This window comes from Paraburkholderia sp. UCT31, assembly GCF_014397655.1.
Taxonomy (GTDB): Bacteria; Pseudomonadota; Gammaproteobacteria; order Burkholderiales; family Burkholderiaceae; genus Paraburkholderia; species Paraburkholderia tuberum.
This window is the reverse complement of the sequence record NZ_VZQP01000055.1, coordinates 1-15,808: the sequence shown is the minus strand read 5'-3', so window position 1 is coordinate 15,808 and position 15,808 is coordinate 1. Positions and strand designations below refer to the sequence as shown.

15 protein-coding genes are annotated in these 15,808 nt (G+C 64.5%); 3 read left to right on the top strand and 12 right to left on the bottom strand.

The features are described from left to right. The first annotated feature begins 72 nt into the window (after positions 1 to 72). Complete coding sequence (gene lhpH / locus F6X40_RS33070; protein WP_187630721.1) at positions 73 to 1,080, top strand: trans-3-hydroxy-L-proline dehydratase; 1,008 nt, start codon at positions 73 to 75, stop codon at positions 1,078 to 1,080. 133 nt (positions 1,081 to 1,213) lie between these two features. Here the strand turns inward: lhpH and F6X40_RS33065 are convergent, their stop codons facing one another. From F6X40_RS33065 to gltA, 4 genes are all read right to left on the bottom strand, one after another. Further along, complete coding sequence (locus F6X40_RS33065) at positions 1,214 to 1,882, bottom strand: hypothetical protein (RefSeq protein WP_187630745.1); 669 nt, start codon at positions 1,880 to 1,882, stop codon at positions 1,214 to 1,216. 65 nt (positions 1,883 to 1,947) lie between these two features. Beyond that, the gene (locus F6X40_RS33060; RefSeq protein ID WP_187630720.1) at positions 1,948 to 2,574 is read right to left on the bottom strand and encodes a DUF429 domain-containing protein; all 627 of its coding nucleotides are present in this window, start codon (positions 2,572 to 2,574) and stop codon (positions 1,948 to 1,950) included. After that, complete coding sequence (locus F6X40_RS33055; protein WP_187630744.1) at positions 2,571 to 4,850, bottom strand: glycogen debranching N-terminal domain-containing protein; 2,280 nt, start codon at positions 4,848 to 4,850, stop codon at positions 2,571 to 2,573. Before F6X40_RS33055 ends, F6X40_RS33060 begins: the two co-directional genes overlap by 4 nt. Before the next feature lie 329 nt (positions 4,851 to 5,179). After that, complete coding sequence (gene gltA / locus F6X40_RS33050; protein WP_187630719.1) at positions 5,180 to 6,478, bottom strand: citrate synthase; 1,299 nt, start codon at positions 6,476 to 6,478, stop codon at positions 5,180 to 5,182. Between the two features lie 385 nt (positions 6,479 to 6,863). Between gltA and F6X40_RS33045 the strand changes: the two genes are divergently transcribed. Beyond that, positions 6,864 to 7,265 carry a hypothetical protein gene (locus tag F6X40_RS33045; protein WP_184031255.1) on the top strand — a complete coding sequence of 134 codons (402 nt, stop codon included), beginning with the start codon at positions 6,864 to 6,866 and terminating at the stop codon, positions 7,263 to 7,265. 62 nt (positions 7,266 to 7,327) lie between these two features. On the opposite strand, the gene F6X40_RS33040 is transcribed toward F6X40_RS33045, so the two are convergent. From F6X40_RS33040 to F6X40_RS33015, 6 genes are all read right to left on the bottom strand, one after another. Further along, positions 7,328 to 8,188 (bottom strand): alpha/beta fold hydrolase, encoded by an 861-nt coding sequence (locus tag F6X40_RS33040; protein ID WP_187630718.1) that lies wholly within the window; start codon positions 8,186 to 8,188, stop codon positions 7,328 to 7,330. Between the two features lie 217 nt (positions 8,189 to 8,405). Beyond that, positions 8,406 to 8,717 (bottom strand): hypothetical protein, encoded by a 312-nt coding sequence (locus F6X40_RS33035; protein ID WP_184062515.1) that lies wholly within the window; start codon positions 8,715 to 8,717, stop codon positions 8,406 to 8,408. A 31-nt stretch (positions 8,718 to 8,748) separates the two neighbouring features. Continuing rightward, positions 8,749 to 9,579 carry an RNase A-like domain-containing protein gene (locus F6X40_RS33030; RefSeq protein WP_187630717.1) on the bottom strand — a complete coding sequence of 277 codons (831 nt, stop codon included), beginning with the start codon at positions 9,577 to 9,579 and terminating at the stop codon, positions 8,749 to 8,751. A gap of 105 nt (positions 9,580 to 9,684) precedes the next feature. Beyond that, positions 9,685 to 9,972, bottom strand: coding sequence for a hypothetical protein (locus F6X40_RS33025; RefSeq protein ID WP_184062519.1), 288 nt, complete (start codon positions 9,970 to 9,972; stop codon positions 9,685 to 9,687). A 64-nt stretch (positions 9,973 to 10,036) separates the two neighbouring features. After that, complete coding sequence (locus F6X40_RS33020) at positions 10,037 to 11,089, bottom strand: rod shape-determining protein (RefSeq protein ID WP_187630716.1); 1,053 nt, start codon at positions 11,087 to 11,089, stop codon at positions 10,037 to 10,039. Positions 11,090 to 11,278: 189 nt separating this feature from the next. Next, a complete protein-coding gene (locus F6X40_RS33015) occupies positions 11,279 to 11,941 on the bottom strand; it encodes an alpha/beta hydrolase (RefSeq protein ID WP_187630715.1) in 663 nt (220 codons plus the stop codon). 292 nt (positions 11,942 to 12,233) lie between these two features. Between F6X40_RS33015 and F6X40_RS33010 the strand changes: the two genes are divergently transcribed. Then, a complete protein-coding gene (locus tag F6X40_RS33010; protein ID WP_184062525.1) occupies positions 12,234 to 13,835 on the top strand; it encodes a DHA2 family efflux MFS transporter permease subunit in 1,602 nt (533 codons plus the stop codon). A gap of 54 nt (positions 13,836 to 13,889) precedes the next feature. On the opposite strand, the gene F6X40_RS33005 is transcribed toward F6X40_RS33010, so the two are convergent. After that, positions 13,890 to 14,684, bottom strand: a complete 795-nt coding sequence (locus tag F6X40_RS33005) for an AraC family transcriptional regulator (protein WP_187630714.1) — start codon at positions 14,682 to 14,684, stop codon at positions 13,890 to 13,892. A gap of 122 nt (positions 14,685 to 14,806) precedes the next feature. Continuing rightward, positions 14,807 to 15,676: an NmrA family NAD(P)-binding protein gene (locus tag F6X40_RS33000; RefSeq protein ID WP_187630713.1), complete on the bottom strand. Its 870-nt coding sequence runs from the start codon at positions 15,674 to 15,676 to the stop codon at positions 14,807 to 14,809. Between the last annotated feature and the right edge of the window lie 132 nt (positions 15,677 to 15,808).

Genomic DNA, 15,808 nt, shown 5'->3' with positions numbered 1-15,808 from the left:
TCCAATACCTGGAGACTATATGCGTCACCCTACGGGCAGTGACGTTCAATCGAGTAACCCCCAAACGCACACATGAAAATCACTCGCACTATTTCGACAGTCGAGGTCCATACCGGCGGCGAAGCGTTCCGTATCGTGACGAGCGGGCTTCCTCGTCTTCCCGGCGACACCATCGTACAGCGTCGAGCGTGGCTGAAGGAGAACGCCGACGAAATTCGTACCGCGCTGATGTTCGAACCACGCGGTCATGCTGACATGTACGGCGGATACCTGACCCAACCCGTTAGTCCCACGGCAGACTTCGGAATCATCTTCGTCCACAACGAGGGTTATAGCGACCACTGCGGACACGGCGTTATCGCGCTGTCTACCGCGGCGGTCGAGTTGGGCTGGGTTCAGCGCCAGATTCCCGAGACCCGAATCGGCATCGACGCTCCATGTGGCTTCATCGAGGCGTTCGTGCAATGGGATGGTGAACACGCCGGCAACGTACGCTTCGTCAACGTTCCGTCGTTCATCTGGAAACGGGATGTCACGGTCGAGACGCCGTCGTTTGGCACGGTAAAGGGTGACATCGCCTTCGGCGGTGCCTTCTACTTCTATACGGACGGTGCGCCGCACGGTCTCGCAGTCCGGGAGTCTTCGGTCGAGGAACTGATCAAGTTTGGGGCCGAGGTCAAAAAAGCTGCAAACGACGCGTACCCGGTTGAGCATCCCGATATCCCGGAAATCAACCACATCTACGGGACCATCATTGCGAACGCACCGCGGCACGAAGGCTCGACGCAAGCCAACTGTTGCGTCTTCGCCGACCGTGAAGTGGACCGTTCGCCCACCGGCTCAGGGACGGGCGGACGCGTCGCGCAACTCTATCTGCGCGGCGAACTGGCGAGCAACGAGACGCTCGTCAATGAGTCCATCATCGGCACGGTCTTCAAGGGGCGTGTACTCAGTGAGACGACCGTCGGCGACTTCGAGGCCGTCGTCCCCGAGGTCCAGGGCAACGCATACGTTTGCGGTTTCGCAACCTGGATCGTGGACGAGCGTGACCCGCTGACTTACGGTTTCCTCGTCCGATAATCGGTTCCTTGCAGTCGCTTTTAGCGCGGAACGCTGTGACAGGCATTCCGCGTTGTTTGATTGGCGAATCGCGCGGCCCGACCAGTAGGTCAAAGTGCGGCTTCGTGCGCGAGGCCAGCGCGTTGGCATCACCTCATCGCCCGTTCTTACCTTGCGTCTTCTTTGCGGTCGCTCTGCTTCGGTTCCGAAGCGCGAAGAACACACCGGCTCCGAGCGCGACGAGGAGAACCACGATCAGGCCGCCACTGATGTCGCTCATGCCGGTCATGCCACGAGATTCGCTCTGGCTGGGCGCCGCCGAGGCAGCCACGGGCGCGGAAGCCTCCGCCGCGACGGGCTGCGGAAGCGCCACACCGGCGGCACTCCCTTGACGCACCAGAGAAGCCTCCGATGTCGGCGAGGCCTGGGACACCTGAGATGCATCAGACGCGGATACGGCTGAAGGCGCTTCGGGATTGGGACCGACAGGTGCCATCGCCGTTTCCGAGGCCGTCACGACAGGCGCGGCCGGCTCAGGCGCGGCCGCCTGAGCGACGTCGACGGACCGGGCCATCGCCTTCCACTGCGCGAACACCCCATCCACGCAGTGCACATCGATACAGGCGTTGCGCGCCTGCCGCCACTTCGCCAGTTGCGCGGACGAGAGTTTCCCGCTGCTCAGAAGAGCCTGTTGCTGCGCGAAGATGTCGTCGTACTCGTTGTTCAGGATCGCGTGATCGCAAATGACGCGCTCGGCGGGTTGCTGCGAGGTTGCACACTGAATGTCGTTCGCCGATGCCGCGGTCGAACCCAACGCCGCCATGGATAGCAGCAATACTCCGAATCGTCGTGCCAGGTGCACCCGTCCGTCCTCCCAGAATGTGAGTGTCAAAGTCCAGGCACCACGATGAATCCGCCTGGCTCGTCACCGTATGTATCGACTCTGCCTTCCAGCAGATAACGTGCCGCCAACGCGCATAGCGCCGCGTCGACGTCGTCGATCGAAGTCAGCGACGCTGTTGCGATACCTTCCCGTTCGAGGATTGCCCGGCGCTGCGGACCCTTTTGCTTCGCGGATGCGACGTCCGTCCCGAGGAAAGCGCACGTGATCGCGTGGGGGAATGTCTCGAAGCACACGCGGCCATTGATTTTTTCGCCGCCGCTGAAAAGCGGAAAGTGCGCGACGAATGCGTCGTAGACGCGCTCGCCGTTGAACATCCATCCGTAGAAGCCGCTCTTGCTGGCGATCGCCGTTTCGCGAGCCGGTGTCGCAAACGAAAAGATTCGCTGCCGCGCGAGCGCCTTCTCGGCTAGTCGTCCCGCGGCGCCTGTTCGCCAACGACACGGCGCATCGATGCCGACCGCCGCCACCCCGAATGCGCGACACCGTTCCAGCATCTGTTCGGGGGTCGCGTTGCCGAGACGGCTCACGATCTCGGTGCCGCGCAGGACGACCAGATGGTTTCCCTTCCGGTCGCCGCCAACATCGATGCCCGCTACCGTGGTCGGCGTCAAAGCAGCGCCACCACCCTCACATCGCCCTGCTCCGCCGACGCCACCACCTTCTCGCCGATTCGGCGGAACGTGATCGACACCGACGCATCCCCGACCCGCAGATCGCTGACCTCGAGCCAGTCGATACCTTCGGGCAGCATCGGCTGTTCGATCAGCACTTCGCGGCGCTCGGCGTCGATCGTGATGCCCAGACACGCCTCGAGCATCATGAACGGCGAGCCCGCCGCCCATGCCTGCGGCAAACACGCGACCGGATAGGCCGTGGGCGGCTCGCCGCGGCGTCGCGGGAAGCCGCAAAACAGCTCGGGCAGGCGCATGTCGAAATTGACCGCGGCCTGGAACAGCGCCTGCAGCAGCTTCACGGCCGACGCCTTGCCGCCATAGCGTGACAGCCCGCGCGCGCACAGCGCGTTGTCGTGCGGCCAGACCGAGCCGTTGTGATATGCCATCGGATTGAAGCGCGCCTGGCTCGCGGCCAGTGTGCGCACGCCCCAGCCGGTGTGGAACAGCGTCGAGTCGAGCGCCCGCACCACCGCCTCGCCGCGCTCGCGCGTGGGCAGGCCGAACGCCAGCAGATGCCCCGCGTTCGATGCCATCACGCGACACAACTCGCCATGACCGTCGAGCGCGATGCCGTAAAAGCCGACCTCGTCCATCCAGTACTTTTCTTCGACGCAGCGGCGGATCTTCTTCGCGCGCTCCGCGTATTGCGCGCCCGCGTCGCGCAGGCCGCGCAGCTTCGCGTAGTGAGCCATCGTGTCGAACGCGGCGCTCGCATAGGCCTGCACTTCGACGAGCGCGATCGGGCCGTCAGGGAAGCGCCCGTCCGCATGGAACACCGAATCGTGACTGTCTTTCCAGCCCTGGTTCGCGAGGCCGCCATCCGATTCGCGCTGGTAATCGAGCAGCCCGTGCCGGTTTTTGTCGCACACGCCCGCGACCCACTGCGCTGCGCGTTCGAGCGCCGGCCATAGTTCGTCGATCAAGCCGACGTCGCCGGTGCGGGCCGCGTAGGCGCCGGCCAGCACGATGAACAGCGGCGTGGTGTCGACACCGCCGTAGTACAGCGCGAACGGGACTTCGCCGGCCGCGGCCATTTCGCCCTTGCGCATCTCGTGCATGATCTTGCCCGGCGCGGCGTCGCGAAACGGCGAGTTCTCGCGCGCCTGATGCTCGGCGAGAAAGCGCAGCACGCCGGCTGCGAGATGCGGTTGCAGCCACAGCGTCTGCAGCGACGTGATCACCGCGTCGCGGCCGAACGGGGTCGAAAACCATGGGATGCCCGCGTACGGGTACGGGCCGGTCGCGAGATCCGTCGTCAGCAGGCCGAGGTCGGCGAACGAACGGTCGATCCACGCGTTGAACAGCGGATTGCTCGAACGCACGCGCGCGCTCGCGTTGCGTCGCTCGCGCATCACCAGGTGCGCATCCACCATTGCCGCGCGTACCGCCGTGCGGCCGACGCGCGGGCGCTCCGCATCGATCTGCGAGAGATGCGCTTCGCTCAACGCATGCATCGGCTGCGACACGTCGGCGCCGGGCTTGCCGGTCATCGGCACGACATGCACCGCTATCGACAGATAGATCGACACGCAGGCCTGCGCGGGCAGCTTGACGGTGTAGTCGGCGCGGTCGGCGAACAGCTTGTCCGGCTGCGGCGAGAACGCGATCCGCACGTTGCGCGCCACGTCGTCGAGACCGATGTAGCCGAGCAGCACCTCCTGATTCTCGATGCGCGCGGGCTGCACGCGACCCTGTTTGTCGCGCTTCAGGCCGCGCACTTCGAACATGTCGCGGAAATCGCTGGAAAACGAAATCGACAGCGGCACGGTCGCATCGTGCGTGCCGTAGTTCGTGAGCTCGATCGCCTCGTTGAGCACGGTGCCCGACAGCACACGCACACGCTCGACGTGGATCACGCCTTCGGGTGTGCTGTCGCCGCCGAGCGGCGGCAGCGGGCGGTTGGTCAGATGCGCGGTGAAACTGGTGTTGTCGCTGCTGACGCTGCCCGACAGCAGCGACGGCGCGCGGCCGCCGAAGGTCAGGCGCAGTTGCGACATCACGCGCGTATCGTTGACGAACAGGCCATCGTCGTGGCCGGTGATATCGCCGAGCGGATCGTTGACGATGAAGGTGTCGCCCGACTTGAGCACGTGCTGCGTAGCGCTCGCGACGTTAAGGTTTTCCGTCGGGATGAAAACGCCGTCCTGCTCGGGCTCGCGATGATCGACGCCGCCCGAGTGGGTCAGCCCGCCGAGGGCTTCTGGCTGCTGTATCAAGGTCGCTCCTATGGATTCGCTGCTGCGTTTGGTTGCACTTCGGGTCTCGCCTCGGATCGGCCGCCGGATTGCCCGGTTGCCCCGTCACCCGGCCCCCGGTTGGCCGGCCCCCGGTTGGCCGGCCCATCCGATTGTAGAGGCTCTTTCCGCGTGAGACGAGCTTATCGCCTCGGAGTTTCGGCTTTTTGGGCCGTTTTTTGACGGCGTTTTCGGTGGCACGGGATGTGCAGGCGGCAGGATGCACGGAACGTAAAAAAACCCACGGCCTCGTGAGCCGTGGGTTGGCGACCGTCGTTGAACGCGTTGTCGGGCGTCTATCCGGCCTGTTACCGCTTCGCGACCGGCTTCGCTTCACGCAGCGTCTCGCCGATGAACAGCTGACGCGGACGGCCGATCTTCTGCTCGGGATCGGCGATCATTTCGTTCCACTGCGCGATCCAGCCGACCGTGCGTGCCATCGCGAAGATACAGGTGAACATCGACGTCGGAATGCCCAGCGCGCGCTGCACGATGCCCGAGTAGAAGTCGACGTTCGGGTACAGCTTGCGCGACACGAAATATTCGTCTTCGAGCGCGATCTTTTCCAGCGCCATCGCGAGCTTGAACAGCGGGTCGTCGTGCAGGCCCAGCTCTTCGAGCACTTCGTGGCAGGTTTCGCGCATCAGCTTCGCGCGCGGATCGTAGTTCTTGTACACGCGGTGGCCGAAGCCCATCAGCTTCACGCCCGAATTCTTGTCCTTCACCTTCGCGATGAAGTCGGGAATGTTGTCGACCGAGCCGATCTCTTCCAGCATGTTCAGCGCGGCTTCGTTCGCGCCGCCGTGCGCCGGGCCCCACAGACACGCGATACCCGCCGCGATACACGCGAACGGATTCGCGCCCGACGAACCGGCGAGACGCACGGTCGACGTCGATGCGTTCTGCTCGTGGTCCGCGTGCAGGATCAGAATGCGGTCGAGCGCGCGCACCAGCACGTCGTTGACCTCGTACTCTTCGGCCGGATTCGAGAACATCATGCGCATGAAGTTCGCGCTGTACGACAGGTCGTTCTTCGGATACACGAACGGTTGACCGACGCTGTACTTGTACGCCATCGCGACCAGCGTGGGCAGCTTCGCGATCATGCGGATCGCCGATACGTCGCGATGCTGCTGGTTCGTGAAGTCGAGCGAGTCGTGATAGAACGCGGACAGCGCGCCGACCGCCGCAACCAGAATCGCCATCGGGTGCGCGTCGCGACGGAAGCCGCGGAAAAAGAAGTGCATCTGCTCGTGCACCATCGTGTGCTGCGTGACGGTGTTCTCGAACCCGGCTTTCTGCTGGGCGTTCGGCAGTTCGCCCTTCAGCAGCAGGTAGCAGGTTTCGAGGAAGTCGGCGTTCTGCGCGAGGTTGTCGATCGGGTAGCCGCGGTAGAGCAGTTCGCCCTTGTCGCCGTCGATATATGTGATCTCGGAGTTGCATGCCGCCGTCGACATGAAGCCAGGATCGTAGGTGAATTTGCCGGTCTGGCCGTACAGCTTGCGGATGTCGATGACGTCGGGGCCCAGCGAGCCCTGATAGATCGGCAGATCGATGGTCTGGTCGCTGTCGGAAAAGCTCAGCGTTGCGTGTGACTTCGAGTTCATGTACGTCTTCCTTTTGCTTGATACCGCACTCGCGCCGGCATGCATCGCAGTCGTACGGCGAGGCGCGACATCGGCGCTCCCGAAGAAGTACGGGCATGCTCAGGCTCCGCTGCGCATTCTACGGGTCGGCGTGTCGTTGATTGCGTCGATTGATCGCAACAGTCCATCTCCTTGGGCGCAACATTCGTTGTCGGCACGCGGCGGGTGCATCGCGATGCCGATGAAAGTTGCACGAAGGTCGGAACACCAGCCGCAACAATGTTTTGCTGCCAGCACACTGCGTCGGCGTGGATCCATCTGCGATACTCAATCCGTGCATTGATGCTTGCGGCCCGTGATTCGAAGCGGGCTTTTTTGATCACACAGAAAAGCAGGACGAATACAAATGAATGTCTCTCTCGAAACGCTGTTTCCGGATCATGTCCATACCGAAGACCACACGGTCACCGCGCTGAATCATCAGGATATCGTCGTCGCGTTGTCGGCGGCGCTGAAGACGCAGGACGTCGCGGTGCTGCACATGCTCTATCCGCGCACCGACGCGCGCACGCATCGCAGTCTCGACACGCTCGTCGACGTACTGCATGGACACGGCCTGCATGAAGTCGCGGATCTGATCGCGCAGGAAGCGCACTATCTGTTGTTCAAGGACCCGGTGAAGGCGTGGAAGGTGTTCCACGAAATCCGCAACGACTCGCTCGCGATCGGCGTACATCTGTACTATCACGGGCTCGTCGGCGAGGCGGCCGAACGCGCGCTCGACAAGGACGCGCATCGCAAGGCCTGATGCAGTAACGGGCGATCGGCGGTGCGCGCCGGCCGATCGCCCTTGATCTTCGCTTCACTTGCTCAGCGCGCGCTCATCGCCTGAATGAAATCATCCACGTAACGATTGAACGCGGACGGATGCGCGAGGTTCATGCCATGCGACGCACCGCGTACCGTTTCGCGGCGCGCATCGGGCAACCATCCCTGCAACGCCGTCACCGTGCGGTGGAACATGTCGGGACTCTTCTCGCCGTCGATCAGCAGGACCGGGCAGCGCAGATCGGCCGCGTCCTCGGGCATGTAGGCGGGCAGCGGATCGCGGAATTGCCGCGCGAGCGTGTGCGCGTTGTCCGTCGCCATGCGGCGAAAACCCGGGGTGCTCATCGCCCAGAAGCCGGGGCGGCTCACCGAATCGACGAACAGTTGCAAGCCTGCTTCGACCTCGCCGCTTTCGATCAACCGAGCCGCTTTCGCACGCAATGCGTTGACCGTCTCCGGCACGCTCGCGGGTGGACGTCCGGCGATCTGCAGCGGGCCGCCCGGATCGGCGAGCGTCAGCGTGCGCACGTGTTCGGGATGGCGTCGCGCGAAATGATAGGCGACGCAGCCGCCGCGCGAATGCCCGATCACATGCGCGGGCCCCGCGCCGAAACGCGCGATGAACTCCGCCACTTCATCGGCGTGGCTGCTCCAGCTGAACGGCAGGTCCGCCGCGCTATCGGTCACTGGCCAGTAATGCGTGAGACTGACCGCGACGCAGCGATAGCGCTTCGACAGGCCGGCCAGTTGCGGCTGCCAGTAGCGGTAGTCGCACAACGAACCGTGCACGAACAGCAGCAAGTCGCCGTCGCCGGCCTCGACGTAAGGCATGCGCAAGCCGCTGCGTAGTCCGATGAAGGATGGCGATGACGACAGCGACGAAGCGGAAACGGATTGATTCACGGGTGAGCTACGGACAGCGGCATCGGCGCGCGAATGCGCGCGGAGCCGGCTACAGGCATTGGGAAATGAGCGTACCGGTGTCCCTGAAAATGGGACGCGATGCGTATTGTCACATAAGCGTCAGCGACGCGTTGGGCAGGCGTCTTCATCAAACCACTGACGGGTGGCGACAAGGATATTACTCGCCTGGAGAGAACTTCATCAGTCAGGCCGTTTCCTAAAGATCAACATAACCGGTGCGCCCCATAAAGCACCGTATATTGGGTTTCCCGATATTTTTTAGATGTTCGACGACCTCTTTAAACAGAGGCTCATGTTTGTCTGGCTCCATCATTATTCGCCAATCCTGGTCGCCGTCTCCTTTCATCTTTAAGAAGTGTGCGTCGCCTGGTTCGTCCATATAGGCCCTGACTATATAACTGACATTTCCCTCGACAAATTCATAGATATCGTACTCGTAATAATATTCATACATTCCATTTTCATCGCGGTCACTGCAGTCGATGTGGTGGCTCACAATTACTTTCATTAACTTCTCCTGCCGGTCAAGAATTTTGGCATCAAAGCTCAAGATACGCTGTGAGAATGTAGTACGGCATGCCATTGTGGGGTTCGCGCTTTATAAACATTTTAACCTTGCTCAACGGCACGAGTTTCCCTGTTGATCGAGTCATTCCATACCCTGCAGGGGACCCTACGTCATGAATCAGACATAGACGTATGTCATTTGTCGCCGCCCATGCCTTCACCCTCGCAGAGTTGAATTGCATAACCTTTGAAACTGCACTTTCAGCGGCGCGCAAATTCGTAAATGAGGATGCGATGTCAATGCGACTTTCAGCAGCCAGCCTGGCGCGCAATTGCGCCTCGGTTCGTCCCACATGCTTTGCGATTGTATGCCCACCAATCCGGCTGCCAGCTTGCGCCTCATGCTCAATCAGATCGATCCGGCCCATCGTAACGCTGGCGGCGCGTACCGCCCTGATCGAACCGGCAAAGCCGAACGGCACGACCATATCAACTGACAGGCCGATGTTGTTCGCCAAGTCAGGACTGGCTTTCATCGCCTCGGCCAGTTTCGTCGTACCTTGCTGTATCAGCGTGGCCGTATCGCGGCCTGTCCAGATTTGGCGTAGACCGGCCGACGCCGTATCTGAGCCATGCACGCCGAACACGACACACGCGGCCTTGCTGGCCATCGTCGGTTCCGGCAGCACGCACAGAGCCGCCGCCCCGACCATTTCCAGCACCCCGCCGACCACCTGCAAACCGCCCCATAGCCGGTTGGAAAGCATCTCCGTGGGGCTGATCGACTGGCGGGAGAGCACTGCCGCCAGTTGCGGCGCACTGAGCACCACTCGCACGCCGTCCGAATCCTGTTGATACGACATTCCGGTGTCCTCTGTAGTTGTTGGGGCTGCTACGCTAGCAGGCATCCACAGGGGTACGGAATGGGCGATGGATGATTTTTGGATTCCGCTTCGGTGAACGAAATGTCAATATTTTTCCGCGTCGGAGGGTCTCAGTTCACTGGGAAGCGCGTGCGCGGCATTCTGAAACGGGAGCGCTGCGGCGGCAACGCTGGCCGCTTCCTGTTCGCGGTCGCATTCGTTAATTGAGTGTTTGCCAGCGTCGATCGAACGGCCCATCGCAAGCGCCTTCACATGCGTCCGCAATAGAGACCTCGGGAGACACGCCGGGCCCGCATCGCGTCGCTTGCCCGTCACAGGGCCGGTAACGCGCAGCGTCCATTTGCAGCCCGCCTTGCCAAGGGTGAGCAGCAACCCGGTTACCTTGCCACCGAATGCCGGGTTTTTGCCGAGCTGTAGTGAAGCCCTTATCCACCGCTCACGCGTCCCCGGCTTCGTCCACCCACCCCGCCGCGGCCGCCGCTCCCGCGCCACGCACCGCGCAGGTCAGCGGTTCGTCGGCGACGTGCACGTCGAGGCCGATTTCCCGGCTCAAACGCCGCCCCAGATTGCGCAGCAGCGCACCGCCACCGGTCAGCACGATGCCCTTGTGCGCGATGTCCGTCACGAGTTCGGCGGGAGCCAATTCGAGCCCGCGCTTCACCGCGCCGATCACCTGGCTCAGCGGCCCTTCGATCGCCTCCGAAATGTCGCGGTTGCTCAACTGCACCGTGCGCGGTAGCCCATCGTCGACGCTGCGGCCGGTTGCGTTCATCTGCTCGAGCGGCACGTCGTGCACGGCCGAGCCGATGGCTCTCTTGACGTGCTCGGCGGTCTGCTCGCCGAGCAGCACGCCATACAGATTGCGCACGTAGCCGATGATCGCCGCGTCGAAATTGTCGCCGCCGACGCGCACCGAGCCGCTATACGCGGTGCCGCCCAGCGCGATCACGCCGACCTCGGTGGTGCCGCCGCCGATGTCGACCACCATCGAGCCGGTCGGGTCGCCCACCGGCAGGCCCGCGCCGAGCGCCGACGCGAGCGATTCGCCGATCAGGCTGACCTTCCACGCGCCAGCCGCCTCGGCCGCTTCGCGGATCGCGCGGCGCTCGACGTGGGTCGCGGAGGCCGGCACGCACAGCGTGAATGCCGCGCGTCGGCTGAAGAGCGGGCGCGGCCGCGCCATGTCGACGAATTGCTTGATCATGTGTTCGGCCGCGGAGAAATTGGCGATGACGCCGTGGCGCATCGGCCGCACCGCTTCGAGATTGCGCGGCACGCGGCCGAGCAGCTGGCGCGCCTCGGCGCCGATCGCGGCGATCCGCTTCGACCCGCTCGCGGGCTGCGTCTCGAAGCACACGACGGACGGCTGGTTCAGCACGATGCCGCCGTCGTCGGTATAGATAAGGGTGTTGGCCGTGCCGAGATCCACCGCTACGGCGTGGCGGAACAGTCGCTCAAAGAGCGGGTAATGCGGCGTCGGTCTGGCCATATGCAGGCTCTGATGTGTCGTTATGCGCCGTCCAAGGCGGTCTGGAAATGCGCCCCCGGTACCCCGAAGCCGCGCGACACGCCCCGCTGGGCGTTGCGCTTCCCGCACGGCGGGGGTGATTTTCAAGCTATTGCCCGTATGACGGCAAGCCCATCAGAATCTTTAGGGCCACTTTCTAGTGGGTTTGTGTCAATCGCGCGACAGCTCGCCCAGCGCGCGTTCCAGCGCATCACGGCCGAGCGCGACGCCGTCGGCGGTGATCGTGTGGCCGACGCCGGGCAGCACGTAGGCGTCGACCGCATAGCCGGCGGAGTTGAAAGCGTCGGCCGCGGATTCGAGTTCGCGCACCGGGATCACCTCGTCGTTCTCGCCGTGGACGAGCGTGAGCGGCGTCGCGCGGTTCGACGACACGATCGGCGAGGCGAGCCGCCCCGAATACGCGACGACGCCCGCCGCGCCCTCAACGCTCGACGCGACGTGATGCAGCGCCATGATCGAACCTTGCGAGAAGCCAACCAGCGCAAGCCGATCGAAAGACAGCTGCCAATGCGCGAGCTCGGCGTCGAGCACGCGGCGCAGCGCCGGATAGGCGGCGGCGACGCGCGCCTCGCGGTTCGCCGCGCCGACGTCGCGCAGGTTGAACCACTGGCGGCCGCCGAAGCCGCCGTCGAACGGATCGGTGCCGTCGAGCGACACGAACGCCGTGTCGGGCAGGTCCTCGCTCCAGATGTCGGCGAGCGGCATCAGATCGCGCGCGTTGCTGCCGACGCCGTGCATCAGCACGACGAGGCTCGTCGCGGGCGTGTTTTGCGGCGAGCGCCGCCAGCCGTGTTCGAATTGTTGCCAGCTCATGGTGGGGTCCTTTTTCCGTGGGATTGGGTGTACGTTTCGGCCTTTGCTGACGCAGCCTCAGCCGCGAGCATACGCCGCGTGCCGCGTTCGCGCCGTCGGGCGCCGCATCGGCTGCTGCCGTGGCCGACGCCGGCCGGCGATTGCGGGTATGCTTTTGCGCATCGACGGACCCGCCGCCGCGGTGCACGGTCCACGGCATCCTGCGCCGAGCATGCATTGCGAATCGCGCGCCCTCGCCGTCCGTCCTCACGCCGTTCGCGCCGTCCGCCGCAAAACCTCCGGAGAACGCCTTTTGAGCCAGCCCAACGCCGCGCCTGATTCCGCGTCGTCGCCGCCTCAGCCACCCGCGCCACCGTCGCCGCCCGCGCCTCTCGAAGGCGGCCGGCTGGTTCTCGCGACGATCGCCGTCGCGCTCGCCACGTTCATGAACGTGCTCGACACGTCGATCGCGAACGTCGCGATTCCGACCATTTCCGGCAACCTCGGCGTCTCGGTCGACGAAGGCACGTGGGTGATCACCGTGTTCGCGGCCTCCAACGCGGTGGCGATTCCGCTGACCGGCTGGCTCACGCAGCGCATCGGCCAGGTGAAGCTGTTCGTCGGCGCGATCCTGTCCTTCACGCTCGCGTCATGGCTGTGCGGCATCGCGCCGACGCTGCCGATCCTGCTGCTGGCGCGGGTATTCCAGGGCGCGGTGGCCGGGCCGCTGATTCCGTTATCGCAGGCGATCCTGCTCGGCTCGTATCCGAAGGAGAAGTCGTCGACCGCGCTCGCGCTGTGGGCGATGACCGCCACCGTCGGCCCGATCGCGGGCCCGGCGCTAGGCGGCTGGATCACCGACAGTTACAGCTGGTCGTGGATCTTCTACATCAACATCCCGGTCGGCCTGTTCGCGGCCGGCGTCACGTGGATGATCTACCGCACCCGCGAATCGCCGACGCGCAAGCCGCCGATCGACGTGGTCGGCCTCGGCCTGCTGATCACGTGGGTCGCGTCGCTGCAGATCATGCTCGACAAGGGCAAGGATCTCGACTGGTTCTCGTCGCCGGTGATCACGATTCTCGGCCTCGTCGCGCTGATCAGCTTTGCGTTTTTCCTCGTATGGGAGCTGACCGAGGAGCACCCGATCGTCGATCTACGGCTCTTTCAGCAGCGCAATTTTCTCGGCGGCACGATCGCGATTTCGATCGCCTACGGGGTATTTTTCGGCAATCTCGTGCTGCTGCCGCAATGGATGCAGGAGTACCTGAACTACCGTTCGATCGACGCCGGCCTCGTCACCGCACCGCTCGGCATCTTCGCGGTCATTCTTGCGCCGATACTCGGCCGCGTGCTGCCGCACTCGGACGCGCGCGTGATCTCGACGGTCGCGTTCGTCGGCTTCGCGATCGTGTTCTACATGCGCTCGAAGTACGTGATCGAGATCGACACGTGGCACCTCGTGCTGCCGACGCTGCTGCAAGGCATTCCGATGGCGCTGTTCTTCGTGCCGCTGACGGCGATCATCCTGTCCGGCCAGCCGCAGAGCCGGATTCCGGCGGCGGCGGGGCTGTCGAATTTCGTGCGGGTGTTCTGCGGCGCGGTGGGCACGTCGATCGCGGGTACCGCGTGGAACAACCGCACGATACTGCATCATGTGCGGCTCACCGAGCAGGCGTCGGTCGACAACCCGTTGTTCGTGCAGCAGATCGACAACACGCAGTCGGTGCTGCATCTGAATCCACAATCGGCGAATGCGCTGTTCGATTTCACCGTGAACACGCAGGCCGCGATGATGGGCCTGAACGACGTCTTCTTTGTGTCGGCGATCATCTTCCTGCTGATCATTCCGCTGATCTGGATCACGCGGCCGGCCAAGGGCGGAGGTGGACCGGATGCGGCCGGCGCCCATTGAGGCAGATTCGTTTTCGCGCGACGGCGACGCTCGCGCGGTGGCCACGAAGCGGCGTCAGCGGAAATAGCGCGCCGGCGTGTCGCCGAACGCATCGCGAAACACCGCGATAAACGACGACACGTCGTTATAGCCGACTTCGAGCGCCACCTGCGTGACGCTCTCACCGGCGCCCAGATGTTCGAGCCCGGCCAGCAGACGCAACTGCTGGCGCCATTGACCGAAGGTCTGCCCCGTTTCCTTCGCGAACAAACGCGCGGCCGTGCGCGCGGTCACGCCCGCGGCCGCGGCGAGTTCCTCCAGCACCAGCGATTGCGCGGGATTCGCGCTGAGCGCCTCGGCGATGCGCCGCGCGCGCGGATCGGCCGGCCAGTTCAAGCCAAGCGGCGCGGCGGGCAAGCCGGCGACGCGATCCAGCAGCACCTGCAGCAGACGGCGGGCGGGTTCATCGGGCGCGCGATCGTGCGGCAGATCGGCCGCGGCGGCGAGCAGCGCCTGCACCAGTGTGTCGGGGATCAGCGCGCCGGTCTGCGCGGGCAGCGGCGCGGCGTCGGCGGCGGCGGCGGAGTCGTCGGTGGCGTCCATTGCGGCATCGGTTGCGACGTAGAGCGAATACGACTGCACCGGCCGCGTCGCGTGCAGGCAGTGCAGCGTATTCGCGGCGATCCACAGCGCGCGGGCGGGCGGCACGACCCAACGGCCGGATGCCGTGCGCACGGTCAGCACGCCTTCGCTAACGTAAATCAGACGCGCGCGCCGATACGCGCGCCACGGCTCGTCCAGCGTCGCATGGCGTTCGCCGACCACGAAGACCGCTTGCTCGATGCCGTCCGGATCGAAGGCTTCCGTCATGGTGTCTGCTCTGACGCGGGACGTCCGCGAAGGGAGCAAGATTAGCACGCGCGCGGGGCGCGGCTGCGAGGCGGGCTAACAGCGTCCGGCCACCGTGAGCGCGCATCCCGCCTAAGGCCTGGTTACCCCGCCCGCTTCACCAACTCCTCCAGCACCGTCCGATACGACGTCATGCCAATCACCCGCTCGTTCACCCCCTGCTCGAAATCGATCCACCCCGAGTTGAAGCCGTCGAGCATCTCGATACGCGGCGCGGGCCACTCCGTGCCTTGCGCCTGAAACAGCGCCTCCCACTGCTCGCGCGGCACCGTCTGCGCTTCGACGGGCCGCCCGAGCGCCTCGGCGAGCAGCGCGGCAATCTCGTGCTGCGTATAGCGCCCTGGCCCCTCGATCTCGATCACGCGCCGCCCTTGCCACGACTGCGTGAGCGCCTGCGCGACCACGCGGCCGATATCCGCGGTCGCGACCATCGGATACGCGCGATCGAGCGGCTGCAGAAAGCTCGGCATCACGCCGGCGTTGCGGGCCGGTGCGATATCCCACAACGAGTTTTCCATGAACCAGGCCGGCCGCAGGAACGCGGTCGGAATCGGCAGATCGGCGAGCGCCTGTTCGAGAATATGCACCTGCGTGATGAGGCCGAGCCCCGCATCGCGCTGCCCGCCCACCGACGACAACGCCGCCACCCGCCCCGGCCGCGCCTTCGACAACGCCTCCTTCAGTATCGCGGCCGCCGCATGCACGTTCGGATAACCGGGCTGCGGCGCGAAATTCGGCGCAATCATCACGAATACGCCGGCCGTGTCGCGAAACGCGGCGCTGAGCGAGTCGGCGTCCTCGAACGACGCGATCGCCACCTCCGCGCCGCGCTCGCGCCACGGTGCCGCCTTGCTTTCGTCGCGCAGCACGGCGCGCACCGCGTGCCCCGCGTCGAGTAACGCGCGTGCCGCCGCGCCGCCCACCTGTCCTGTCACACCGGTAATTGCAAACATGCTGTTCTTATATGGACGCCTCCCGGTTTGCCAGGTGATATTCGGTGTGTGACGGACAGGATGAGGTTGCAGACTTATATCCGGCCTGTGGTGCGGATGGTGATCCGCTGGCCCTGATGGAATCTGCCGGGG

Coding starts and splice junctions, on each gene's coding strand:
- gltA (WP_187630719.1), bottom strand. CDS start 6,478: ATGAACTCGAAGTCACACGCAACGCTGAGCTTTTCCGACAGCGACCAG.
- F6X40_RS33065 (WP_187630745.1), bottom strand. CDS start 1,882: ATGGCGGCGTTGGGTTCGACCGCGGCATCGGCGAACGACATTCAGTGT.
- F6X40_RS33005 (WP_187630714.1), bottom strand. CDS start 14,684: ATGACGGAAGCCTTCGATCCGGACGGCATCGAGCAAGCGGTCTTCGTG.
- F6X40_RS33000 (WP_187630713.1), bottom strand. CDS start 15,676: ATGTTTGCAATTACCGGTGTGACAGGACAGGTGGGCGGCGCGGCGGCA.
- lhpH (WP_187630721.1), top strand. CDS start 73: ATGAAAATCACTCGCACTATTTCGACAGTCGAGGTCCATACCGGCGGC.
- F6X40_RS33020 (WP_187630716.1), bottom strand. CDS start 11,089: ATGGCCAGACCGACGCCGCATTACCCGCTCTTTGAGCGACTGTTCCGC.
- F6X40_RS33045 (WP_184031255.1), top strand. CDS start 6,864: ATGAATGTCTCTCTCGAAACGCTGTTTCCGGATCATGTCCATACCGAA.
- F6X40_RS33035 (WP_184062515.1), bottom strand. CDS start 8,717: ATGAAAGTAATTGTGAGCCACCACATCGACTGCAGTGACCGCGATGAA.
- F6X40_RS33030 (WP_187630717.1), bottom strand. CDS start 9,579: ATGTCGTATCAACAGGATTCGGACGGCGTGCGAGTGGTGCTCAGTGCG.
- F6X40_RS33015 (WP_187630715.1), bottom strand. CDS start 11,941: ATGAGCTGGCAACAATTCGAACACGGCTGGCGGCGCTCGCCGCAAAAC.